Source organism: Methylobacterium sp. Gmos1 (assembly GCF_053764715.1).
In genome coordinates this window covers 146,578-167,322 of sequence record NZ_JBSNCC010000002.1, presented here as the reverse complement: position 1 = coordinate 167,322, position 20,745 = coordinate 146,578, and the positions used below count along the sequence as shown (strand labels likewise).

Below are 20,745 nucleotides of genomic sequence, written 5' to 3'. Positions count from 1 at the left end.
CGGCCGCAATGGGGTGATGGTCTCTCCCCCCTGCAAGGCCGAATGCCTCTCACGAAACTCCCGGTTACCGGCGTCGCTCGATGGGGAGCGCCAGCGCCGCGGGAGTTTCGTGAGGCGCATCGAGGACCCGGAGAGACGCGGACCGATGAGCGACCCGGATTCGATCGACTGGACCGCCCCGGCGCAACTCGTCGCCTGGCCGGACCGCGGCGCAGGCGAGCCGGTGACCACGACCCTGCGCGAGGCGGTGGCGGCCTCCCGCGCGGTCGAGGCCGGGAGCGCCTGGATCATCCTCGCCGACGGGCGCATCCTCCGCCCAGGCCAGGTTGCCGAGCTTCAAGTCGCCGAGCTTCGGGCCGGCGGCGGCTGAGCCGGTCGCTTCCCTCCTCCCCCGACCAAACCCCGGACGCCCCATCCGCGTTGCCCTCCTTCAGATGCGGAGGGGTGATGCTGATCTTCGAATGGATCGCGGGCGTGCTCGTCGTCGCGGTCCTGCTCGCCGGGGTGGCACGGCGCCTCGGGGCGCCGTTCCCGGCGTTCCTCGCCATCGGCGGGGCGGTGCTGGCCTTCGTGCCGCAGGTCCCGAACCTGCGCCTCGATCCCGACCTCGCGCTGGCGCTGTTTCTCGCCCCCGTCCTGCTCGACGCCGCCTACGACACCAGCCTGCGCGACATCCGCCGCAACTGGCTGCCGATCGCCGGCCTCGTCGTCGGCGCGGTCGGGGTGACGACCGTGGCGGTGGCGCTCGTCGCGCGCTGGCTCGTGCCCGACCTGCCGTGGTCCGCCGGCCTCGTCCTCGGTGCCATCGTGGCGCCGCCGGACGCGGTGGCGGCGCTCTCGGTGCTGGCCCATGTCCGGCTGCCCCACCGCCTCGTCACCATTTTGAAGGGCGAGAGCCTGTTCAACGACGCCTCGTCGCTGCTGATCTACCGCCTGGGGCTGGGAGCGGTGGCGACCGGCTCGTTCTCGGTCGCCGAGGTCGCCCCGACCTTCCTCGTCGGCGTCGTCGGCGGGATCATCGCCGGGCCGATCCTGGCGCTGCTCTACGTCCGGCTGATGCGCCGGGTGACCGATCCGCCGAGCGCGGTGGTGCTGCAATTCGTCGCTACCTTCGGCCTCTGGCTCGCCGCCGAGCGGATCGGGGTCTCGGGCGTGCTGACGGTGGTGAGCTTCGGGCTCACCGTGTCGCGGCTCTCGCCCCAGACCATGCCGGCCCACCTGCGGGTCACCTCCAACACCGTCTGGGAGACGGCGGTGTTCGTGCTCAACGTGCTCGCCTTCGTGCTGATCGGCCTGCAGATCGGCCCGATCCTCGAGGGATTGAGCCCGGCCGAGCGCAGCCAGTACGCCGTGGTCGCTGCCGCCGTATTCGGCACCACCGTGGTGGTGCGGATCGCCTGGGTGCTCGGCGCGCGGGCCTCGGCCCGGCTCGTGCACCGCCTCGCCGGGCCCGTCGGCCCACGCCCGGTCGGCCTGCGCTCGGGCACGATCGTGGCGTGGTGCGGCATGCGCGGCATCATCACCATCGCGCTGGCGCTGGCACTACCCGGCGACTTCCCGCACCGCGACCTCGTGGTGCTGACGGCGTTCTGCGTCGTGCTCGGCACGCTGGTGATCCAGGGCCTGACCTTGCGCCCGCTGCTCGCCTGGTTCTCGCTCGGCGACGACGATCCGGTCGGGATCGAGATCGGCCGGGCCCGCGCCACGGCCTACCGGGCGGCCCGCGACAGCCTCGCCGACGAGACGTCTTCCCATGCCGAGGCCCTGCGGCGGGAATTCGACGCGGGCCTGCGCGAGGCGGAGGCCCACGAGGAGGGCCTCGCGCCGGCGGGCCTGCCCGCCGACGGGTTGCGCCGCCGCGCGATCGAGGCCGCCCGCGCCGTCATCCTGGAACTGCGCGAGCGCGACGAGATCGGCGACGACGCCTACCTGCGCCTGGAGGAGGAACTCGACTGGGCCGAGCTCAGCGCCACGCCGCGGGAGGAGGTGGCCCCGTGATCCGCGGTGCCGGGCCGCGCCGGGCGCAGGGGAAAAACGATGGTCAGACCCGGAAGGTTGATTGTATCCCGGACGGGCTTGAGACCAAAAACCTGCGCCCCGCGCGAGCGAGATCCCGCGCGGGGCAAGAGAAGACGCACGAGCGAGACGCCATGCACGCCACCCGAATGCCCTCGTCGCGGCCGCCGTCCTGGACGTCGCGGTTCTTCACGAGCGGGCCCGTCACCTGCATCGAGGACCTGCGGGTGCTCGCCGAGCGGCGGGTGCCGCGGATGTTCTACGACTACGCCGATTCCGGCTCGTACTCGGAGGGCACCTACCGGGCGAACGAGGACGACTTTTCCCAGATCAAGCTGCGCCAGCGCGTCGCCGTCGACATGACGAACCGCACGCTGGCGAGCACCATGGTCGGCCAGCCGGTGAGCATGCCGGTGGCGCTCGCGCCCACGGGCCTCACGGGGATGCAGCACGCCGACGGCGAGATCCTGGCCGCGCGCGCCGCCGCCAAGGCCGGGGTGCCGTTCACGCTTTCGACCATGAGCATCTGCTCGATCGAGGACGTGGCCGAGAACACCGACGCGCCGTTCTGGTTCCAGCTCTACGTGATGCGCGACCGGGACTTCATCGACCGGCTGATCGACCGGGCCAAGGCGGCGCAGTGCTCGGCGCTCGTGCTCACCCTCGACCTCCAGATCCTCGGCCAGCGCCACAAGGACGTGAAGAACGGCCTCTCGACCCCGCCCAGGATGACGATCCCCAACATCATCAACCTGGCGACGAAGCCGCGCTGGTGCCTCAACATGCTGCGCACGCAGCGCCGCACCTTCCGCAACATCGTCGGGCACGCCCAAGGGGTGGGGGACCTGCGCTCGCTCTCGTCCTGGACCGCCGAGCAGTTCGATCCCCGGCTCAACTGGGACGACGTCAAGCGCATCCGCGACCGCTGGGGCGGCAAGCTGATCCTGAAGGGGATCCTCGATCCCGAGGACGCCGAGATGGCGGCGCAGAGCGGCGCCGAGGCGATGATCGTGTCGAACCACGGCGGGCGCCAGCTCGACGGGGCGATCTCGTCGATCGCGGCCCTGCCCTCGATCGTCGAGGCGGTGGGGAACCGGATCGAGGTGCTGATGGACGGCGGCATCCGCTCGGGGCAGGACGTGATCAAGGCGCTGGCGCTCGGCGCCCACGGCGTCTTCATCGGCCGCGCCTTCCTGTACGGGTTAGGTGCCGGCGGCGAGGCGGGGGTGACCCAGTGCCTCGACATCATCCGCAAGGAACTCGACGTCACGATGGCGATGTGCGGCCTGCGCGACGTGCGCCAGGTCGACGAGCGGATCCTGGCCGGCAAGCCGGCGCTCAGCAACCGGTCGTTCTGACAAGCAAAGCTCCGCCCGGCGTTGAGCCGGGCGGAGCGAAATCCGTTACATGCGGTGCATGTGGCGGTGCATCATGCGGTGGCGCATCATGTGCCGCCGGTGCATCATGTGGCGGCGATGCATCATGTGCCGGTGCATGCGGTGGTGGCGCATCATCCGGCGCTCGCCGCGGGTCATCTGCACCGTCTCCACCATGGGAGCGGCCTGGATGCCGGCCGGGCTCGCCGGGGCGGCCGACGCCGCGCCGATACCGAAGGTGAGGCAGCCGAGAACCGCCGCCGCCGCGAGGCCCAGAGTCGTCTTCTTCATCTTTGGTGTCTCCTCTGCGCGGTCCCGCCCTCGTGGACGGAGCCGGCCCGCCGAAGCGGCGGGCTCACCCGCTTGGACATCGGGTCAGGAGAAAGATTCATCCAACGGTGAAGGTTCCGGCAGAAGGATCGTTTTTCGCGGGTCCGGCACCGGAAAAATTCGCTGCTTAAAAAAATGTTGCCGGGCATCGATCCCCGCCCGTGGCCGCGCGTTTCCCCCGGCATTCCGGAACGGATGCCGCAACGACGGGGGGAGCGCCAGACCATGCACGAGGGCATCCGGATCCAGGCCGACGCCGACGGCACCTTCACGCTCTACAGCGACACCCGGGTCATCCTGCGCGGCCTCACCCGCGAGCGGGCATACCGCCTCGCCGGCCGGCTGGGGGAATTCGTGCGGTACTGAGCATCCTCGGCAACTCGTCGCGCGTCCGGCCTCTCCCCCGCATCGGGGGAGGGGTTCAGGCGCGTCCGCTCACCCCCGCAGCCGTTCCACCACCGCCAGCAGTTCCGCCGCCCGGTGTGCGCAGGTGTGCCGCGCCCGGATCGTCCGCAGGCCGTGCTCGATGAGGGATGTGCGCCGGCCCGGATCCGCGGCCAGGTCGCGCAGGTGGCGTTCCATCGCCGCGCCGTCCGGCGCCACCAGGAAGTCGCTGCCCGGCGTGAACAACCCCTCGCTGTCGCGCCAGGGCGCCGAGACCAGGGGGATGCCGCAGGCCAGCGCCTCGAACACCCGGATCGTCGGGATGCCCGGCAGGGCCTCGACGTAGAAGCGCCGCGGCACGTGGACGGTGGCGAGGTGGCGGGCAAACACCTCCGGGGCGCGGGAATTGGCGAGCCAGCCGCGGTAGCGCGCGCCGTGGCGCTCCAGCGTCGCCAGCGCCGCGTCGGGGTAGCGCACGCCCCAGACGTCGAGGGGCAGACCGGCCCGCTGCGCCGGCCCGAACAGGAACTGCTCCAGCTCGGCGCTGCGCTCGCCGTCGCCCCAGTTGCCGATCCAGACGAGGCCCTCGCGGGGTCCCTCCGCCTCGGACGGGTGGAACAGGCGGGTATCGGCGGCCTCGTGCCAGACGAAGACGCGATTCCCCCAGCCCCAGCCACGGTAGACCGCGGCCAGCGTCTCGCCGAAGGCCAGCACGCCGTCGTAGCCCGAGAGGTCGTAGGCCCGCATCGCGTCGGGCTCGCTCACCGCCCGGTGGTGGGTGTCGTGGAAGAGCAGCGTGAAGCGCCCGCCGTTGCGCCGCGCCGCGCCGAGGCGGGCCACGAGGGCGGGCTCGTTCCACTCGTGCACCAGCACGAGGTCGGCGCCGTCGAGCGCCTCATCGAGGTCGAAGCCCGGCGGATCGACCGTGGCCGTCAGCTCCGGGTAGGGCGCGAGGGAGGAGGCGAGGCCCGCCTCGCCGTGATCGCGACGCAAGTTCTCGACGCTCCAGGCGCCCGCCGGCTCGTGCGCCGCGACCGCGTGGCCCAGCGCCTGCAGCTCGCGCAGCACGCCGCGCAGGAAGTGGGCGTTGCCGTGGTTCCAGCACGAGCGCAGGGAATGCGTGAAGGCGACGATCCTCACGCCGGCACCCCGGCGCGCAGGGGCGGGGCTTCGAGCACCATTCGGTAGGCGTCGAGCACCCCCGCCGTCATCGCCTCGACGGTGAAGGCCTCGGCCCGGTTCCGCGCCTCGGCGCCGAGCCGCGCCCGGATCGCCGGATCGGCCGCTACCATCTCGATGGCGTGGGCAAAGCCCGCCTCGTCGTCGGGGGCGATGAAGATCGCGGCCTCGTCCCACAACTCGCGAAAGGTCGGGATGTCGGAGAGCACCAGGGCGCAGCCGGCGCTCGCCGCCTCCAGCACGCCGAGGCCGAAGGGCTCGTAGCGGGCGGCGGAGGCGTAGATCGGGCTGCCGGCGAGCCAGCGCGCCACGTCCTGGTCGCTGAGGCGGCCGAGCGGGCGCAGGTGCTCGGGGGAAAACTGCGCCGCGTTCGGGCCCTTCAGGTCGCCGGCGGCCAAGAGCGGCAGCTGCATCCGGGCGGCGGCCCGGTCAAGGGTGCGGGCGTTCTTGCCCTCGTCCCAGAGCCGGCCGGCGGTGAAGGCGAAGGGCGAGGCGGCGGCCCCTGCCGGGGTGCGCTGGCCGCGCGAGGCCGGCTTGCGCCGGCCGTTCGGCACCACGCGGGGCGGGGTGATCCCGTAGGTCGCAGCCGTCGCCTCGGCGAAGGCGCGGGTGGGGCTCAACAGCGCGTCGACCCGGCGGTAGCCCTCGGCCGCGAGGCTCGCCCGCCAGGCGAGGTCCGGCGGCAGAGGCCCAGGGCGCATCGCCGCCCACCACGTCGCCACGCAGGAATGCGCCACCGCCACCACGGGGGCGCAGAACTCGGCGAGCGCGGCGAGCGCCGGGCTGTTGAGGTGGATCAGGTCGGCCCCCGCCCGCTCGGCCTCGCGGGCGACCATCGCGGCGGCGGCCTCGACCTCGCCGGGGGTCAGCGCCGTCCAGTCGAGGCTGGCTCCCAGCGGGCACAGGGCGAGGCCGCGGATGGCGCGGGCGGCGCGGAGCTGGTCCTGGCTCGGCTCGGGCCCGAGCACCGCGAGGGTGACGCCGAGCCCCTGGCGCGTCAGCTCCTCGGCGAGGTCGAGCCCGTACTGCCAGACGCCGCCGACGGCATCGACGGTCATGAACAGGTTGAGGGCCGGCGCCCCCCGGTAGGGGAGGGGACGTCCGGCCGGGACCGTCAGGCTGGGCAGCATGCCGCCTCCAACTCGCGCAACGGGGCCGGCCGCTCCTCCTGGATATCGCTGAAGCGGTCGAACTGGCCGAGGTAATGGGCGTGCGCCCGCTCCCAGGCCTCGCCGTCCGGCTCGCCCCAGAGGCGGCGGTAATCCGGCGAGGACGGGTAGGGGTAGAGCGGCACGGGATCGTTGGCCCAGACGCCGGCGGCGCGCAGGCGGTCGCGCCAGGCCGCCACCATCTCCGGATCGTCGCCCGCGACCTTGATGAGGTTCGCCTGCACGAACGGCACCGAGCGGCGGGCGTGGATCAGGCGCTCGGCGAGGTCGTCCGTCGAGGCGCGGCAATTCTTGTCGAGCATCGCGCGGCCGGCCTCCGTCAGGCTCTCGACGCCGGCCTCGATCGAGACGCAGCCGGCCGCCCCCAGCAGGTCGAGCATGTCGGGCTTCCACAGGTCGATTCGCGTCTGCACCCCGAACTCCACCTTGCGGGCGGCGAGCGCCTCGAGCAGCGGTTTCTGCGGCAGGAAGATCTCGTCGATGAAGTAGAGGTAGGTCGCCCCTTGCGCGATCAGCCGGTCGATCTCCTCCAGGACGTGCGGCAGCGCGCGCCGCCGGTACTTGTCGCGGAAATCGATCTTGGCGCAGAAGGTGCAGGAATAAGGGCAGCCGCGCGAGGCCTCGACCTCGGCGCCCGGCCCCTCCGGCGCCCGGTCGAAGCGGTGGTGGTGGTGGGCGTGGCGCGCCACCCATTCGTCGGGCCAGGACAGGGCCGGCAGGTCGACGAAGCTGGTCGCCGCGGGCCCGCCGGTGACGACCATCTCGGACCCGTCGCGAAAGGCCAGGGCCGGCACGGCGTCGGGCCGGGCCAGGCCGCCCTCGGCGAGGCGCGCCACCACCTCCTCGCACTCGCCGCGCACCACGATGTCGCAGGCGAGCTTGGACAGCGTCGTCTCGGGCGTCACCGAGCCGTGCGGGCCGACCGCGACGGTGCGACCGCCGCGATTCCCCAGCGCGTCGAGGAAGGCGCGGGGCACCCGCAACTCGGGCTGGGCGCAACGCCAGAACAGGTAGGTCGGGGCGGTGGTGACCACCGTCATCGCGGGCCCGAAATCGGCCACCTGGTCGGCCAGCGCCGTCAGCGACAGCCCGTCGAGGGCGCCATCGAGCATCAGCACCTCGTGGCCCGCCCGCTCCAGCAGCACCTTGCAGGCCCCGAGCTCGAGGGGGAGGTGCGGGGAACGGCACCCGAAGTAGATGCTGTTCTCGAAGCTCCAGGTCGGGTTGACGAGGGCGATTCTCAAAGCGGCTGTCCTGAACCGGGAACGGGCATCGCAGATACTGGTGGCGACTATTGGGAAGTGGCGGGGCCGCTCCGGACGACAAGGGCTTTTCGCTCGGGCACGGTTAAGCGATCGATACCAATGGGACCGGAGTCATGCTGCGGGCGCATGGCGCGGAGCGCGCCATGCCGCCGTCGCAGGTTTTGAGCCGGAACCGAACCGCGTCTCGCACGTGGGCCTACGCCGACAGCGCCCGGGGCCGCAGGCGCAGGCCCCGGCTCTCCGCGAGCCAGTCCGCCAGCCGTGCCAGACCCCGATGCCAGGGCAGCGGTGCTTCGAGCCCGAGATCGGCGGCGGCGCGGCGGGTGTCGGAGACGTAGTAGCGCTGATCGCCGGCGCGCCATTCCTCGAAGCCGAGATCGAGGGGGTGGCCGACGATGTCCTCGATCGCCGCCAGCACCCGGCGCAGCGACACGGCATTGGCCGGACCCCCGCCGAGATTGTAGGCCCGGCCCCTGACCTGCGCGATCCGCGCCAGCGCCGCCCGATAGGCCGCGACCGCGTCGCCGACGTCGAGCACGTCGCGCACCTGGCAGCCGTCGCCGTAGACCGTGATCCGCTCGCGCTCCAGCGCCCGGATCAGGAAATGCGCGACCCAGCCCTGGTCCTCGGTGCCCATCTGGCGCGGGCCGTAGATGCAGCTCATCCGCAGGACGCAGGTCGGCACCGCGAAGCTGCGGGCGTAATCCAGCACGTACTGGTCGGCCCCGCCCTTCGAGCAGCCGTAGGGCGTGTGGAAGTCCAGCGGCCTGTCCTCGCCGACGCCGTGGGCGAGGATATCCGGATCCTCCGGTGCGTAGGCGTCGCCCACCCGCCGGAAGGTCAGGTCGGCGAGGTCGCCGTAGACCTTGTTGGTCGAGGCGAAGACGAGCGGGGCCGGGTCGGGACGCCGGCGCAGGGCGTCGAGCAGGGTCAGCGTCCCGCCGAGGTTGACGGCGAAATCCGCCAAGGGATCGGTCAGGCTCGTCGTCACGGCGACCTGGGCGGCGAGGTGGACGACCGCCGAGGCCTCGGCCGCCGCCGCCGCAAGCGAGCCGGCGTCGCGCACGTCCGCCGTCACGGCGGAGATCCGCTGCGGGTGGCGGTCCTTCAGCCAGGCGAGGTTGGCCTCGACGCCCGGGCGCAGCAGGGCGTCGTAGACGAGCACGTCCCGTCCCTCCGCCGCCAGGGCGTCGGCGAGGTTCGAGCCGATGAAGCCGGCGCCGCCGGTGATCAGGACCGGGCGCCGGCCGGCGAGGGCGGGAGGCGTCGTGACGGGAGCGGTCATCACGCCACCAGCCCGCGCCGGTCGAGCTCGCGGCGCGCCTCCTCGACCCGGTCCCGGGCCTCCTCCTGCTCCGCCACCCAGGCGGCGAGCTCGCGCAAGCCGTCCGCGAAGTCGCGGGCCGGGCGGTAGCCCAGTTCCTCGCGCGCCTTCGTGATGTCCGGGATGCAGTGGCGGATGTCGCCGGCCCGGGCCTTGCCGGCGATCTCCGGCGTCAGGTCCGGCCGGCCCATCGCCTGGGCCAGAAGGGCCGCGACCTCGCGCACCGAGCGGTCCTCGCCCGAGCCGATGTTGTAGACCTGGCCCGCCGCTTTCGGCCGGTCGAGGGCGAGGAGAAAGGACTGGGCCACGTCGTCGACCTGCACGAAGTCGCGCCGCTGGTGTCCGTCCTCGAAGATCACCGGGCGCGCGCCGTTGTGCAGGCGCGAGGCGAAGATCGCGAGCACGCCGGTATAGGGGTTCGAGAGCGCCTGGCCCGGCCCGTAGGCGTTCCACAGCCGCAGCGCCACGCCCTCCATGCCGTAGGCCGGGGCCAGCATCAGGGTCAGGCGCTCCTGGGCGTACTTGCCGAGCGCGTAGACCGAGGCCAGGGCCGGGCGCTTCCATTCCGGGGTCGGCACCGGCACGAGCGGCCGGCCCGCCTCGTCGAGGGGATCCCACGGCGCGTCGGGCCCCGAGCGGGGCTGGCGCACCACCTCCTCGCGCACCCGTCCGTCGGCGCCGCGATACAGCCCCTCGCCGTAGACGCTCATCGAGGAGGCGACCACCACGCGGCGCACCGGCCGCTCGATCAGGGCCTGGAACAGGATCGCGGTGCCGTGCTCGTTGACCGCGACGTAGCGGTCGACGTCGTACATGCTCTGTCCGACCCCGACCTCGGCGGCGAGGTGGATCACCGCATCGACGCCGGCCACGGCGTCGGCCACCGCGCGTCCGTCGCGGATGTCGCCCTGCCGCAGCTCGACCGCGTCCGGCAGCCCTTCGGGCCGCGCCCGGCCGCCGTGGACCTGCTCGATCAGGCTGTCGAGCACGCGCACCCGGTCGCCCCGGGCGACGAGGGCCCGCGCCACGGCCCGGCCGATGAAGCCGGCCCCGCCGGTGATCAGGATGGTCTGCGGCACCCGTCGCGCTCCTTCCGCTGCCGGCCGTCCTCGGCCGATACCTCCCTCCTGTATCTATGTAGCTGGAGCGCCGCGAACAGGTGTCATCGTTCTGGCGTCATTCAGCCCGATTGCCTCAAGGGATGTCAGCGGGATAGCGCATGGACGGCGCTCGACCGGCGTCCCGCTTCGGCTCCCATCCACCGAGTTCACGCGACCCCCATGTCCCTCGCTCCCTCGTCGCACGATGCGGTGCCGGCTGCGCCCGGCGCGGACCTCACCCAACGGCAAGAAGCCGAGACGCAAGCCGCCGAGCGGCAGGATGCCGGGCGGGAGGCCGCGTCCCTGCGCCGCCGCCGCCTCGCCCTCGTCCTGCCGACCGTCGCGACGGCGCTCGCCCTCGCGCTCGCGGCGCTCGCCACGACCGGCGTGCCGGACGGGCCGCTCGACGCGGCGGTGCTCGCGCTGTTCTGCCTGGCGATGGCCTGGCAGGCCTACATCGCCTGGACCTACCTCTACGGCGCGGTCGCCGCCGGTCTCGGGGCCCGGGTGATGTCGGTGGTGGAGCGGCAGGCCGCCGCGACGCCGCCGGTGGCGAGCGGCCGCAGCCGCACGGCGGCCGTCGTGGCGATCCACGCCGAGGACCCGGCCGCGGTCTTCGCGGCGATCCGGGTGATGGCGCGCTCGCTCGCCCGCACCGGCGGCGACGGGCGCGACCTCGACGTCTTCGTCCTCAGCGACACCCGCGATCCGGAGATCGCCGCGGCCGAGGAGCGCGAGTTCGCCCGCATCCAGGCGTGGCGCGGCACGGCCGGGCCCGGCCTGCCGGCGATCCGCTACCGCCGCCGGCGGGACAATGCCGGGCGCAAGGCCGGCAACATCGGCGAGTTCTGCGCCACCTACGGCCACGAGTACGACTTCATGATCGTCCTCGACGCCGACAGCCTGATGACCGGTGCGGCCATGCGCCGCCTGGTGCGGCTGATGGAGGAGAACCCGCGCACCGGCCTGATCCAGACCGTCAGCTACGCCGCCGGGCGCGACACGCTGTTTGCCCGCATCCAGCAATTCGCCGTGCGGCTCTACGCCCCGCTCTCGATCCGGGCGCTGGAGACCTGGCAGGGGCCCGACGGCGGCTACTGGGGCCACAACGCCATCCTGCGGATCGAGGCCTTCATGGCCAACGCCGAACTGCCGGTGCTGCCCGGCCGCGCGCCGCTCGGCGGCGAGATCCTGTGCCACGACACGGTCGAGGGGGCGTTCCTGCGCCGGGCCGGCTGGGAGCTGCGCCTCCTGCCGGAGGAGCCCGGCACCTGGGAGGAGATGCCCACCAACCTCACCGACCTGCTCGGCCGCGAGCGGCGCTGGTGCCAGGGCAACCTCCAGCATCTCGGCATCATCGGCCTGCCCGGCCTCACCGCCGGCAGCCGCTGGCACCTCGGCGCCGGCATCCTGTCCTACCTCGCCTCGCCGGTCTGGGTGGCGTTCCTGGCCTTGGGTACCTGGCAGGCGGTCCGCGACGGCGATCTCGGGCTCCTCGCCTACGGCTTGACCGGCGAGGGGCCGGCGGCGGCGGCTCTCGCGTCTCTGAGCCTCCTGGTGCTGGCCGCGCCGAAGCTCCTCAGCCTCGGCCACGTCCTGCTCTCGCGTAAGCGCCGCGCCGCCTTCGGGGGCACCCGGAGCCTGCTCGTGAGCGCCGCCCTCGAACAGGCCCTGTGGGTGCTGCTCTGGCCGGTCATGACCCTGTTCAATGCCGGCGCGGTGGCGACCACCTTCGCGGGCCGCGTGGTGCGCTGGGACACGCAGGCGCGCGACGACCGCCGGGTGCCGTGGTCCGAGGCCTGCCGGCTCCAGGCCGATTCGGTGGTCGCGGGTGGGCTGCTGGCGGCGGCGCTCGCCTACGCCGCCGACCCGCTGCTGACGCTCTGGATGGCGCCGCTCGTCCTCGCGCTCCTGGCGAGCCCGGTGCTGAGCGTGCTGACGAGCCGGGCCGATCTCGGCCAGGCGGCGCGCCGGCGCGGCCTCTTCCTCACGGTCGACGACACCGCCCAGGCGCCCGAGCTGCGCGACCTCGCCGCCGCCCGCACCGCGCCGCCGGCCCCGCTCCCCGCCCGGTCCCAGCCGGTCCGCGGCGAGGCCCCGGTCTGGCTCGCCACCGCCACGGACGACGCCAAGGCGCTGCCGCGGCGGGAGATCTGAACGGCCGGAACGCCTGCCGCGGTCCCGCGTTGCGATGGTTGCGTTTGCTGCGATTATTGCGAATAGTGGCACCGCGTCGGTTCGGGACGAAGGAGGCCTTGTGACTGCGCCCGCCCATGCCGAGCCCCTGGGTCGTCGCCTTCCCTCGGACGACGAGCGGGCGGCGGCCAACCAGCTCCGCACGATCCTGGCAAGCCACGCTACCGACCGCGCGAGCCTGCGCATCCTCGACGGAGCAAAATCCCCAGTCGAGGTGACGCTTACCCCCGGCCTGTCGAACCTTCTGATCGAACTGTTGCGGCACGTCGGCAGCGGCCACGCGGTGACGCTGGTGCCGGTCGGGCAGATGCTCTCGACCCAGCAGGCGGCCGACCTGCTGAACGTCTCGCGGCCGTTCCTCATCTCCCTGCTCGACCGGCAGGAGATCCCCCACACCCTCGTCGGGCGGCACCGCCGGATCCGGGCCGAGCACCTGTTCGACTACAAGCGGGCGCGGGATGCCGAGAGGGGCGAGGCCTTGTCCGCCTTAGCGGAGATGGATGCCGAGCATCTCTGAGCCATGTTCGCCAGTCGCTTCACCGCATTCATCGACGCCTGCGCGCTCGCTGGTGCCTTGAAGCGGAATCTGCTGCTGACCTTGGCCGAGGCCGAGTTCTTCCGCATCCGATGGTCCGAGCCCGTCCTGGCCGAGACGGAGCGCGCTATTGCGGAGATCCTTTCCGGCAAGGGTGTCTCCGATGCGGATGCGCGTGCCAACATGGAGGCCGCGTTCGAGGAGGCCATGGTAACGGGCTTCAATGAGTTCCTCGTCCACGGCGAGGGACTGCCGGACAAGGACGACGCGCACGTCCTGGCTGCGGCCATCAAGACCCGCGCCTCGATCATCGTGACGGACAACTCGATCATCGTGACGGACAACCTGAAGGATTTTCCTGCGGACGTCCTTCTGCCGCTGAACCTGGAAGCCCGTTCCAGCGATGCCTTTCTCGCCGATACGATCGCGCTCGATATCGGCCGGGCGACCTTTGCCATCCGTACAATGAGGCTGCGCTTCAAGCGGCCCGAGAAGGACGCTGAAGCCCTTCTCGTCGACATGGACGCCGCCGGGCTCGTCGAGACGGTCGATGTGCTCCGCCCCTACGCCGCCGTGCTGTAGCGCCGCTCCTACTGCGCCGGCTTGCCCAGCACCTTGATCGGGTCGGTGCGCTGGCTCGGCGCCGGCTCGGCGGTGAGGCTGTCGGCGCGCTCGCCCGGGCGGCCGCGGACGCTGCCGGTGGTGGCGGGGCTGCCCTGGCCGGCGGTGGCGCGGTTGGTGGGGCTCGTCACCGGCACGGTGCCGCTGGCGAGTTCGAGGCAGGTCAGCATCTCGACGTAGCTCGGAAAGCCGCCGGCGGTCGATTGCTGCGAGCACTGGGTCTTGGCCGAGCTCGTGAACTGGCCCCAGCGCTTGCGCAATTCGTCGCCCGCCGAGCGCTCGGAGCGCAGGCAGCCGTCGGCGCCGGCTTCCTGGCTGACCGAGGCGCGGCCCGGCGAGTTGCAGGTGTGCTCGATATCGAGCCGCGGCGGGCCGTCCGCGGCGACGAGGACGAGGTGCGCGCCGAGGAGCGCGAAGGGCAGGGCGGCGGGCATGGCGGGTCTCCCGGGTGGGACGAAAAGTCAGCTTCGCCGAGCCAACGCGCGAACCGCCCCGCCGGCTCCCGGACCCGCGCCCCGGCCGTCGCGAGCCCGCCTCAGAACCGGTAGTTGAGGCCCGCCGTCGCGACGTGGGCCTGCGTGCGCAGCCGCGCGTCGTAGCCCTCCGGCCGCAGGTAGGTCGCGGTGCCGAGGTCGAGATACTTGTACTCGGCCCGCAGCGAGACCCGCTCGGTCAGGGCGAACTCGGCGCCGCCGCCCGCGGTCCAGCCGAGCTGGAGCCGGTGCTCGCCGACCGACAGCCCGCCGAGGCCGTAGGACAGGCTGACCTGGCCGTAGGCGAGGCCGCCGGTGGCGTAGACCAGCACCCGGTCGACCGCGAGGCCGAGCCGGCCGCGCACCGTGCCGAACCAGTCGAGGGAGGTGCGGGCCGAGAAGGCGCCCGCCGCGAACCGGCCCGACAGCCCGGTACCGAGGATGTCGGCCTCGAGGCCCGCGACGACGTTGCCGAATTGCAGGTTGTAGCCGACCTGGCCGCCGCCGACGATGCCGCTGGTGCGCAACGACCGGCGCTGCCCGGGGAGGGCGGCGAGCGCGGCAAGCGTCGCGGCGTCGACCCCCTGGCCGCCGGCGAGCGGCCCGACGAGGGCGGTGGCGGTGCTCGTCTCGGTCCGCGTTCCGGCAGCCTGGATCGTGCCGACCGGCGTGTCGTTGGGTGTGCGGTCGTAGACCTGGCCCGTCAGGTAGTCGGTGGCGGCGAGGACGGGGCGACAGTTGCCGGGCTGGTTGGTGGCCGGGTCCAGGGACTGGAAGTTGCGGCCCACCGCCGCCGGCGTCGCCCCCGGGGCCAGGACCAGGTTCTGCGCCGCGATGATCTGTTCGCTCAAGGAGCCGGTCAGGTTGCCCTGGATCGTCCGAAGCTCGGTGGTGCGCGGCCCGGCCGGTACGAGGTTGAACGGCTCGACCGGGTTGAGCTGATAACCGGCATTGGGGAGCCGGCCCAAAACCGTGCCGTCCGGCGCGACGACGTTCGGGCCGGTGACGTCGAAGAAGCCCGGCCCCTGGAATCTGCCGACCACCGGGTAGAGCCCGGTGGGGGTCTGGCAGCCGCCCGGGATCGCGATCGTCGTGGTGGTGGTCGTCTGCTGCAGCGGCGACAGGCGCGGGGCGAGGCGGCTGGTACCGACGCCGCCGCCGAGGCTCACGCCGGCGTAGAAGCCCGACCAGAGCGGCCCGGCAGCCGGCGGCGCCGGCCGGGGGCCGAGATCCGCGCCCTGGGCCGATGCGGCGAGGCCCAGACTGGTCAAGAAGAGGACGTGCGACAGGGAACGTGGCGACATGGCGGCCCCGGCAAGGTCTCGGCGAGCAAGGTCTCGGCGAGCAAGAGCGGAAGATGTCCGTCGGACGAAGCCAGTGTTACGAGGGGCCGGCCGGGCCGCGCCCTACCCGTTCGGGTAGGAGACAATCGGAAACACGGGCCGTTGCGAATATGGCACGGTCAAATCTCGCTCGAAAGATTGGTTAATAATTGGTTTCGAAGTCGCGGGCGATGCCGGTCGCCAGCCGGACCAAGTCGGCCTGGCGCCGGGTGCCGGTCGCTGTGAAGGCGGCCTTGAGGTGATACTTCACGGTATTGGGCGAGAGGCCGGTGGCGCGGGCGTGATCCTTGAGGTCGTCGCCCCGGAGGAGCGCCGCGACGAGGCGGGCGGCCGGCAGCGACAGGTCGAGGGCCGCCATCAGCAGCGGCGTCGGGTCGGCGGACGGCCGGTCGGGGTCGGAGACGTGGGCGATGAAGCCGCCCGCGGGCGCCGGAGCGAGCCGCAGCGTATAGGCCGCCTGGTGGCCGTCGCCGCCGCGCGGGACCGGCAGCACCGCCGGCCGGCCGGCAGGCAGCCCCGCCGCCAGGAGGTCGCGCAGGCGCCGCGCCGTCGGCGGGTCGCGGGCCTCGAGACGGCCGGCGCGGCTCAGGGCGAGCCCATCGCCCCGGGCGAGCAGCGCCCGGGCGGCGGCGTTCGCCCGGCCCAAGGCTCCCGACGGCGCCAGCACGAGCACGGCGAGCGCCGTCGCGTCGAGGGCGTCGGCGGCGGTCCTGGCCTCGTCCGCGAGGGCAAAGAAGCGCCGCCGCAGCTGCACCGCCTGGGTGAGGTGGGGGATCAGCGCCTCGAAGTCGCGGATCTCGTCGTCGCCGAAGGGCTCCCGGTCGGGCCCGCGATGCACCGACACGATGCCGAGGCGGCCCTCCTCGTTGACGATCGGACCGCCCAGCGCCTCGCGCAGGCCGAGCGGGTGGTAGAACTCGCGGATGAAGGGCAGCGCCAGGATCTCGTCGGGGCGGAACAATCGGTCGCTCGCCGCGGCCCGGCCGACCGGCAGCCGCGTCATCAGGCCCGGCAGCGGATCGAGATGGGCGAAGCGGTCGCGGTAGCGGGCTTGCGCGGGCTCGTCGAACAGGCCGTGGCCGCGCACCACGTCGGCCCGCGGCAGCAGCCGGTCGGCGTAGAAGAATGCCGCCGAGCGGCAGCGGAACCGCGCCGCCAGGAGGTCGAGCATCACCGGCAGCGCGTCGTCGCGCGTCACGCTGCCGTAGAGCGCCGCGAGCAGGTCCGGCGGCGCCCCGGGATTCGGCGAGGGGTCCAAGAGCCGCTGGTCTCCGCGCCGGCAGGCCGGCCGGCAACCGGCAAGGTCGCCGGATCGCGAAGTCCAGTCAAGTCATGGCGACGAACCGGAGATGCTTCTCTCCAGTATCTCCGGGTCGATAAACGGCGCGTCCTCTACCGAAGGGCTTGGTCCAGGTCGGCATAGAGGTCGTCCGCGTCCTCGATGCCGACCGAGAGGCGCAGGAGATCCGGCGGGCACGGCGTGCCCGGGCCCTCGATCGAGGCGCGGTGCTCGATCAGGCTCTCGACGCCGCCGAGCGAGGTCGCGCGCTTCCACAGGCCCACCCGCGCCGCCGCCCGGATCGCCGCCGCCTCGCCGGCCGCCACCCGGATCGACAGCATGGTGCCGAAGCCGCCGGGCATCTGGCGTGCCGCCACCGCGTGGCCGGGATGCTCGGGCAGGCCCGGATACAGCACCTGGGCGACGGCCGGATGCGCCGACAGCCGCCGGGCCAGCTCGCCGGCATTGGCCATCTGGGCGGCGATGCGGACGTGGAGCGTGCGCATCCCGCGCATCAAGAGGTAGGCCTCGAACGGCCCCAGGATCGCGCCGTTGCCGGAGCGGATGCGCTGGATCCGGGCCCAGAACGCGTCCGCCTTCGCGCCGGCGAGCGCCCCGGCGATGACGTCGGAATGGCCGTTGAGCACCTTGGTGGCGGCGTGCATCACCACGTCGGCGCCGAGCGACAGGGGCCGGGTGACCACCGGCGAGCTCGCGGTCGAATCGACGGCGAGCCGCGCGCCGGCCGCGTGGGCGATCTCGGCGGCGCCCGCGATGTCGGTGATCGTCCAGAGCGGGTTCGAGGGGGTCTCGAGCCAGACGAGCTTGGTCTCGCCGGGCCGCACGGCGCTCTTGAGCGCGTCGAGGTCGTCGGTGGCGACGAAGTCGACCTTGAGGCCCCAGCGCGTCGCCTCCTCGGACAGCCAGCGGCGCAGGGCCCAGTACATCACCGTCGGCGCCACGATGTGGTCGCCGGGATCGAGCGCGCCGAACACCGCCGTGGCGGCGGCCATGCCGGAGGAGAACAGCAGCGCGCCGGCCTGCGCCTCCTCCAGCATCGCGATCACGGCCTCGGCCTCGCGCACGGTGGCGTTGTCGGGCCGGCCGTAGACGTAGCCGGAGGAATACTGGTTGTCCTCGTCGCGGATGTAGGTGGTGGCGACGTGGATCGGCGGCACCACGGCCTTGGTGACCGGATCGACGTGGCCGAGCGCCTGCGCGGCGAGGCTCTTCTTCGACCAGTGGCGCGGGGCGTGGCTCATGCCGGACTCCAGGATGCGACGGGACGGTTTTGCTCCCCCGCCGCCCTTGCAGAACCGGTGCCGGCGCGCAACCTCCATCCCGGTATAGCTCCCGAGCCCGAGATGCCGCCGACCGCAACGCTGACCGATCCCGCCCGGCCCGTCCTCCCGCCCCTGCCGCGCCTCCTCGCGGCGATCGCCCCCGTCGCCGCGGTCGCGGTGGTGGGGAGCCTCGCGACGACGCCGAACATCCCGACCTGGTACGCGGGCCTGGCCAAGCCCGGCTTCACGCCGCCGAACTGGCTGTTTCCGGTCGCCTGGACGATCCTCTACACGCTCATCGCCTTCTCGGGCTGGCGGGTGCTCGGCACCGCCCCGGCGACCGGCAGATTGCGGCGCACCCGGACGCTCGCCCTGTGGGCGTTCTTCGTCCAGCTCGCCCTCAACGGCGCCTGGACGCCGGTGTTCTTCGCCCGGCACGATCTCGGCGGCGGCCTCGTCGTGGTGCTCGCCCTGCTGGTGATGATCCTGTGGACGATCCGGCTGTTCCTGCCGCTCGACCGCCTCGCCGCCCTCGTGCTGGTGCCCTACGCCGCCTGGGTGGCCTACGCGAGCGCGCTCAACGCCGCGATCTGGTGGATGAACTGACGCAGACCGCTATTCTGCCGCACGACAGAGCGAGAACTGGACGATCTGCCACCCTCCCTGTCATCCCGGGGCTCGACGAAGTCGAGAACCCGGGATCCATAACCGCTGACAGTACAGGGTGAGGCGGAGCGCGTCCCGATTGATCCTGCATCGTCAGCGGTTATGGATCCCGGGCTCCGCTGCGCGGCCCCGGGATGACATCGAGGATTTCAGGTCCGTCGGGAGAGCCTGAAATCCTCGGCAGCCAGCCTCACGGCACCAGCACGATCGCCCCCGTCACCGCCCGCGCCTCGGCCGCCGCGTGCGCCTCCGCCACCCGATCGAGGGGGAAGCGGGCCCCGATATCGACCGCGACGTGGCCGCGGCCGATCGCGTCGAACAGGTCGGCGGCGTTGGCCCGGAAGGTGGCCGGGTCGGCGTTGTGCGGGAAGACCGAAGGGCGGGTGAGGAACAGGCAGCCCTTTTTGTTCAGGAGCTCCGGGTCGATCGCCGGCGACGGCCCGGACGCCGCGCCGTAGGAGACGACGAGCCCGAACGGCGCGGCGCAATCGAGGGACTTGAGCAGCGTGTCCTTGCCGACCGCGTCGTAGACGACCCGGGCCTTGGCGCCGCCGGTCGCCTCCAGGAAGGCCTTGGGCCAGTCGCCGTTGAGGTCGATCACCGCGGCGCAGCCGGCGGCGAGCGCCGCGTCGCGCTTCTCCGGCGATCCGGTGGTGCCGATCACCTTGGCGCCAAGCGCCGTCGCCCACCGGGTCAGGATCTGGCCGACGCCGCCGGCGGCCGAGTGCACCATGAGCAGGTCGCCCGCCTGGACCGCGTGGGTCTTGCGCAGGAGGTACTGCGCCGTCATGCCCTTGAACAGCAGCGCGGCGGCGGTCTCGTCGCTGATGGCGTCGGGCAGCCGCACGAGCTTGCCCGCCGGCACGTTGCGCCGGTCGGCATAGGCGCCGACGCCGGCATTCATGTACGCGACCCGGTCGCCGGGCTTCACCTCCGTCACGTCGGGCCCGACCGCCTCGACCACGCCGGCCGCCTCGAAGCCGAGCCCGGTCGGCAGGTCGAGCGGGTAGGCGCCGCGGCGCTGGTAGACGTCGATGAAGTTGAAGCCGATCGCAGTCTGGCGCATCTGCACCTCGCCGGCGCCGGGTGCGGCCAGCTCCCCGCTCTGCACGGTCATGACCTGCGGTGGGCCGAACTCGGTGATCGCCACGCGGCGTTGGGTCGTCATGCCGGGTCTCTCCTCTGCTCCGCTCCGCTCGTGCCTCCGGTATGAACCCGCGGTCGGCCATGATAAATCCGGGCCCGCATTCGAGATTCGAAACGCCCGGTTTGTAATCGATGGACCGTCTGTCGGGCATGGAGGCCTTCGCCCGGGCCGTCGAGACCGGCTCCTTCTCGGCCGCGGGCGAGAGTCTCGGGCTCTCGCCGCAGGCGGTCGGCAAGCAGGTGCGCCTGCTCGAGGAGCATCTCGGCGTCCGGCTGATCCACCGCACGACGCGCCGGCAGAGCCTGACCGAGGCGGGGCGCGCGCTCTACGAGCGGGTGCGCATCATCCTGGCGGAGGTCGAGGCGGTGGAGGCGGTCGCGGCGAGCAGCCAGGCGGTGCCGCGGGGCCAGATTCGCGTGAACGCCCCCGTCACCTTCGGCGCCTACGACCTCGCCCGGGTGCTGCCCGCCTATCTGGCGGCCTACCCCGAGGTCGATGTCGAGCTGACCCTCTCCGACCGGAAGGCCGACCTGATCGAGGACGGCTACGAGGTGATCTTCCGCGTCGGCCCTCCGGCCGAGAACGGCCTCGTCGCCCGCCCGCTGCGCCCGATGGACTTCGCCCTGTGCGCCGCCCCGGCCTACCTCGCGGCGCGGGGTGCGCCGCGCGCGCCGGCGGAGCTCAAGCAGCACGAATGCCTGGGATTCGCCTACATGGCGACCGGGGACCAGTGGCGCTTCGTCGGGCCGGACGGGCCCGAGACGGTCGAGGTGTCGTACCGGCTCCTGGTCAATAACGGGCAAGCCCTGCTGACGGCGGCGCTCGCCGGCCTCGGCCTGCTGCTGCAACCCACCGCCCTGGTGCGGGATGCCGTTGCGGCAGGCCATCTGGTGCCGGTGCTGCCGACCTATCGGCCCGTCTCCCGCCCGATGCACCTGCTCTACGCGCCCGACCGGCGGATCACCCCGAAGCTGCGCTCATTCATCGATTTCGCGCTCGGGCACTTCGCCGGCGGCCCGGCCTGACAGGCTTGTCATACGACGTCCGGCTGATGGCGTC

The 20,745-nt window shown here is 72.7% G+C and carries 20 protein-coding genes; 9 read left to right on the top strand and 11 right to left on the bottom strand.

Translation table 11 applies throughout. From position 1 onward, the window contains the following. The first annotated feature begins 145 nt into the window (after window positions 1–145). The 3 genes from ACS5PV_RS03865 to ACS5PV_RS03855 all read left to right on the top strand — a co-directional run bounded on the left by ACS5PV_RS03865 (window position 146) and on the right by ACS5PV_RS03855 (window position 3,374). Entirely contained in the window at window positions 146–370 is a 225-nt protein-coding gene (locus ACS5PV_RS03865; RefSeq protein WP_455394052.1) for a hypothetical protein, read from the top strand. A 77-nt stretch (window positions 371–447) separates the two neighbouring features. Beyond that, window positions 448–1,998 (top strand): Na+/H+ antiporter, encoded by a 1,551-nt coding sequence (locus ACS5PV_RS03860; protein WP_455394051.1) that lies wholly within the window; start codon window positions 448–450, stop codon window positions 1,996–1,998. 167 nt (window positions 1,999–2,165) lie between these two features. Beyond that, the gene (locus ACS5PV_RS03855) at window positions 2,166–3,374 is read left to right on the top strand and encodes an alpha-hydroxy acid oxidase (protein ID WP_455394450.1); all 1,209 of its coding nucleotides are present in this window, start codon (window positions 2,166–2,168) and stop codon (window positions 3,372–3,374) included. Between the two features lie 45 nt (window positions 3,375–3,419). Here the strand turns inward: ACS5PV_RS03855 and ACS5PV_RS03850 are convergent, their stop codons facing one another. Continuing rightward, window positions 3,420–3,683 carry a hypothetical protein gene (locus tag ACS5PV_RS03850; RefSeq protein ID WP_455394050.1) on the bottom strand — a complete coding sequence of 88 codons (264 nt, stop codon included), beginning with the start codon at window positions 3,681–3,683 and terminating at the stop codon, window positions 3,420–3,422. A gap of 264 nt (window positions 3,684–3,947) precedes the next feature. Here ACS5PV_RS03850 and ACS5PV_RS03845 point away from each other — a divergent pair, with 264 nt between their 5' ends. Next, window positions 3,948–4,088 (top strand): hypothetical protein, encoded by a 141-nt coding sequence (locus ACS5PV_RS03845; RefSeq protein WP_232388408.1) that lies wholly within the window; start codon window positions 3,948–3,950, stop codon window positions 4,086–4,088. 69 nt (window positions 4,089–4,157) lie between these two features. Here the strand turns inward: ACS5PV_RS03845 and ACS5PV_RS03840 are convergent, their stop codons facing one another. The 5 genes from ACS5PV_RS03840 to ACS5PV_RS03820 all read right to left on the bottom strand — a co-directional run bounded on the left by ACS5PV_RS03840 (window position 4,158) and on the right by ACS5PV_RS03820 (window position 10,122). Beyond that, window positions 4,158–5,246 (bottom strand): CgeB family protein, encoded by a 1,089-nt coding sequence (locus ACS5PV_RS03840; protein ID WP_455394049.1) that lies wholly within the window; start codon window positions 5,244–5,246, stop codon window positions 4,158–4,160. Beyond that, on the bottom strand, window positions 5,243–6,415 hold the full coding sequence (locus ACS5PV_RS03835) for a glycosyltransferase family 4 protein (RefSeq protein WP_455394048.1): 1,173 nt from the start codon (window positions 6,413–6,415) through the stop codon (window positions 5,243–5,245). Before ACS5PV_RS03835 ends, ACS5PV_RS03840 begins: the two co-directional genes overlap by 4 nt. Next, window positions 6,400–7,698 carry a TIGR04295 family B12-binding domain-containing radical SAM protein gene (locus tag ACS5PV_RS03830; RefSeq protein ID WP_455394047.1) on the bottom strand — a complete coding sequence of 433 codons (1,299 nt, stop codon included), beginning with the start codon at window positions 7,696–7,698 and terminating at the stop codon, window positions 6,400–6,402. The genes ACS5PV_RS03835 and ACS5PV_RS03830 overlap by 16 nt, the downstream gene beginning before the upstream one ends. Window positions 7,699–7,915: 217 nt before the next feature. Further along, window positions 7,916–9,004, bottom strand: a complete 1,089-nt coding sequence (locus ACS5PV_RS03825) for an SDR family NAD(P)-dependent oxidoreductase (protein WP_455394046.1) — start codon at window positions 9,002–9,004, stop codon at window positions 7,916–7,918. After that, window positions 9,004–10,122 carry an NAD-dependent epimerase/dehydratase family protein gene (locus ACS5PV_RS03820; protein ID WP_455394045.1) on the bottom strand — a complete coding sequence of 373 codons (1,119 nt, stop codon included), beginning with the start codon at window positions 10,120–10,122 and terminating at the stop codon, window positions 9,004–9,006. Before ACS5PV_RS03820 ends, ACS5PV_RS03825 begins: the two co-directional genes overlap by 1 nt. A gap of 201 nt (window positions 10,123–10,323) precedes the next feature. Between ACS5PV_RS03820 and mdoH the strand changes: the two genes are divergently transcribed. The 3 genes from mdoH (at window position 10,324) to ACS5PV_RS03805 (ending at window position 13,456) form a co-directional block, all read left to right on the top strand. Then, window positions 10,324–12,300: a glucans biosynthesis glucosyltransferase MdoH gene (mdoH, locus tag ACS5PV_RS03815; protein WP_455394044.1), complete on the top strand. Its 1,977-nt coding sequence runs from the start codon at window positions 10,324–10,326 to the stop codon at window positions 12,298–12,300. A gap of 100 nt (window positions 12,301–12,400) precedes the next feature. Continuing rightward, window positions 12,401–12,856 (top strand): helix-turn-helix domain-containing protein, encoded by a 456-nt coding sequence (locus ACS5PV_RS03810; protein ID WP_455394043.1) that lies wholly within the window; start codon window positions 12,401–12,403, stop codon window positions 12,854–12,856. Window positions 12,857–12,859: 3 nt separating this feature from the next. After that, complete coding sequence (locus ACS5PV_RS03805) at window positions 12,860–13,456, top strand: PIN domain-containing protein (protein ID WP_455394042.1); 597 nt, start codon at window positions 12,860–12,862, stop codon at window positions 13,454–13,456. Between the two features lie 8 nt (window positions 13,457–13,464). Here ACS5PV_RS03805 and ACS5PV_RS03800 read toward each other — a convergent pair whose 3' ends face one another. The 4 genes from ACS5PV_RS03800 to ACS5PV_RS03785 form a co-directional block, all read right to left on the bottom strand. Continuing rightward, entirely contained in the window at window positions 13,465–13,929 is a 465-nt protein-coding gene (locus ACS5PV_RS03800) for a hypothetical protein (protein ID WP_455394041.1), read from the bottom strand. Between the two features lie 101 nt (window positions 13,930–14,030). Beyond that, a complete protein-coding gene (locus ACS5PV_RS03795) occupies window positions 14,031–15,272 on the bottom strand; it encodes an outer membrane protein (protein WP_455394040.1) in 1,242 nt (413 codons plus the stop codon). A 181-nt stretch (window positions 15,273–15,453) separates the two neighbouring features. Beyond that, window positions 15,454–16,569: a helix-turn-helix transcriptional regulator gene (locus ACS5PV_RS03790; protein ID WP_455394039.1), complete on the bottom strand. Its 1,116-nt coding sequence runs from the start codon at window positions 16,567–16,569 to the stop codon at window positions 15,454–15,456. Between the two features lie 134 nt (window positions 16,570–16,703). Further along, window positions 16,704–17,852, bottom strand: coding sequence for a trans-sulfuration enzyme family protein (locus ACS5PV_RS03785; RefSeq protein ID WP_455394038.1), 1,149 nt, complete (start codon window positions 17,850–17,852; stop codon window positions 16,704–16,706). A 102-nt stretch (window positions 17,853–17,954) separates the two neighbouring features. On the opposite strand from ACS5PV_RS03785, the gene ACS5PV_RS03780 reads away from it, so the two are divergent. Further along, window positions 17,955–18,479, top strand: a complete 525-nt coding sequence (locus ACS5PV_RS03780; protein WP_455394037.1) for a TspO/MBR family protein — start codon at window positions 17,955–17,957, stop codon at window positions 18,477–18,479. Between the two features lie 250 nt (window positions 18,480–18,729). Here ACS5PV_RS03780 and ACS5PV_RS03775 read toward each other — a convergent pair whose 3' ends face one another. Further along, entirely contained in the window at window positions 18,730–19,707 is a 978-nt protein-coding gene (locus ACS5PV_RS03775; RefSeq protein ID WP_455394036.1) for a quinone oxidoreductase family protein, read from the bottom strand. A 110-nt stretch (window positions 19,708–19,817) separates the two neighbouring features. Here ACS5PV_RS03775 and ACS5PV_RS03770 point away from each other — a divergent pair, with 110 nt between their 5' ends. Beyond that, window positions 19,818–20,711: a LysR substrate-binding domain-containing protein gene (locus ACS5PV_RS03770; RefSeq protein WP_455394035.1), complete on the top strand. Its 894-nt coding sequence runs from the start codon at window positions 19,818–19,820 to the stop codon at window positions 20,709–20,711. The last annotated feature ends 34 nt before the right edge of the window (window positions 20,712–20,745 follow it).

Bases quoted from the DNA above. Each gene is read 5' to 3' on its own strand.
- ACS5PV_RS03865 (WP_455394052.1), top strand. From the start codon at position 146: ATGAGCGACCCGGATTCGATCGACTGGACCGCCCCGGCGCAACTCGTC.
- ACS5PV_RS03860 (WP_455394051.1), top strand. From the start codon at position 448: ATGCTGATCTTCGAATGGATCGCGGGCGTGCTCGTCGTCGCGGTCCTG.
- ACS5PV_RS03855 (WP_455394450.1), top strand. From the start codon at position 2,166: ATGCCCTCGTCGCGGCCGCCGTCCTGGACGTCGCGGTTCTTCACGAGC.
- ACS5PV_RS03850 (WP_455394050.1), bottom strand. From the start codon at position 3,683: ATGAAGAAGACGACTCTGGGCCTCGCGGCGGCGGCGGTTCTCGGCTGC.
- ACS5PV_RS03845 (WP_232388408.1), top strand. From the start codon at position 3,948: ATGCACGAGGGCATCCGGATCCAGGCCGACGCCGACGGCACCTTCACG.
- ACS5PV_RS03835 (WP_455394048.1), bottom strand. From the start codon at position 6,415: ATGCTGCCCAGCCTGACGGTCCCGGCCGGACGTCCCCTCCCCTACCGG.
- ACS5PV_RS03825 (WP_455394046.1), bottom strand. From the start codon at position 9,004: ATGACCGCTCCCGTCACGACGCCTCCCGCCCTCGCCGGCCGGCGCCCG.
- mdoH (WP_455394044.1), top strand. From the start codon at position 10,324: ATGTCCCTCGCTCCCTCGTCGCACGATGCGGTGCCGGCTGCGCCCGGC.
- ACS5PV_RS03805 (WP_455394042.1), top strand. From the start codon at position 12,860: ATGTTCGCCAGTCGCTTCACCGCATTCATCGACGCCTGCGCGCTCGCT.
- ACS5PV_RS03800 (WP_455394041.1), bottom strand. From the start codon at position 13,929: ATGCCCGCCGCCCTGCCCTTCGCGCTCCTCGGCGCGCACCTCGTCCTC.
- ACS5PV_RS03795 (WP_455394040.1), bottom strand. From the start codon at position 15,272: ATGTCGCCACGTTCCCTGTCGCACGTCCTCTTCTTGACCAGTCTGGGC.
- ACS5PV_RS03785 (WP_455394038.1), bottom strand. From the start codon at position 17,852: ATGAGCCACGCCCCGCGCCACTGGTCGAAGAAGAGCCTCGCCGCGCAG.
- ACS5PV_RS03780 (WP_455394037.1), top strand. From the start codon at position 17,955: ATGCCGCCGACCGCAACGCTGACCGATCCCGCCCGGCCCGTCCTCCCG.
- ACS5PV_RS03775 (WP_455394036.1), bottom strand. From the start codon at position 19,707: ATGACGACCCAACGCCGCGTGGCGATCACCGAGTTCGGCCCACCGCAG.
- ACS5PV_RS03770 (WP_455394035.1), top strand. From the start codon at position 19,818: ATGGACCGTCTGTCGGGCATGGAGGCCTTCGCCCGGGCCGTCGAGACC.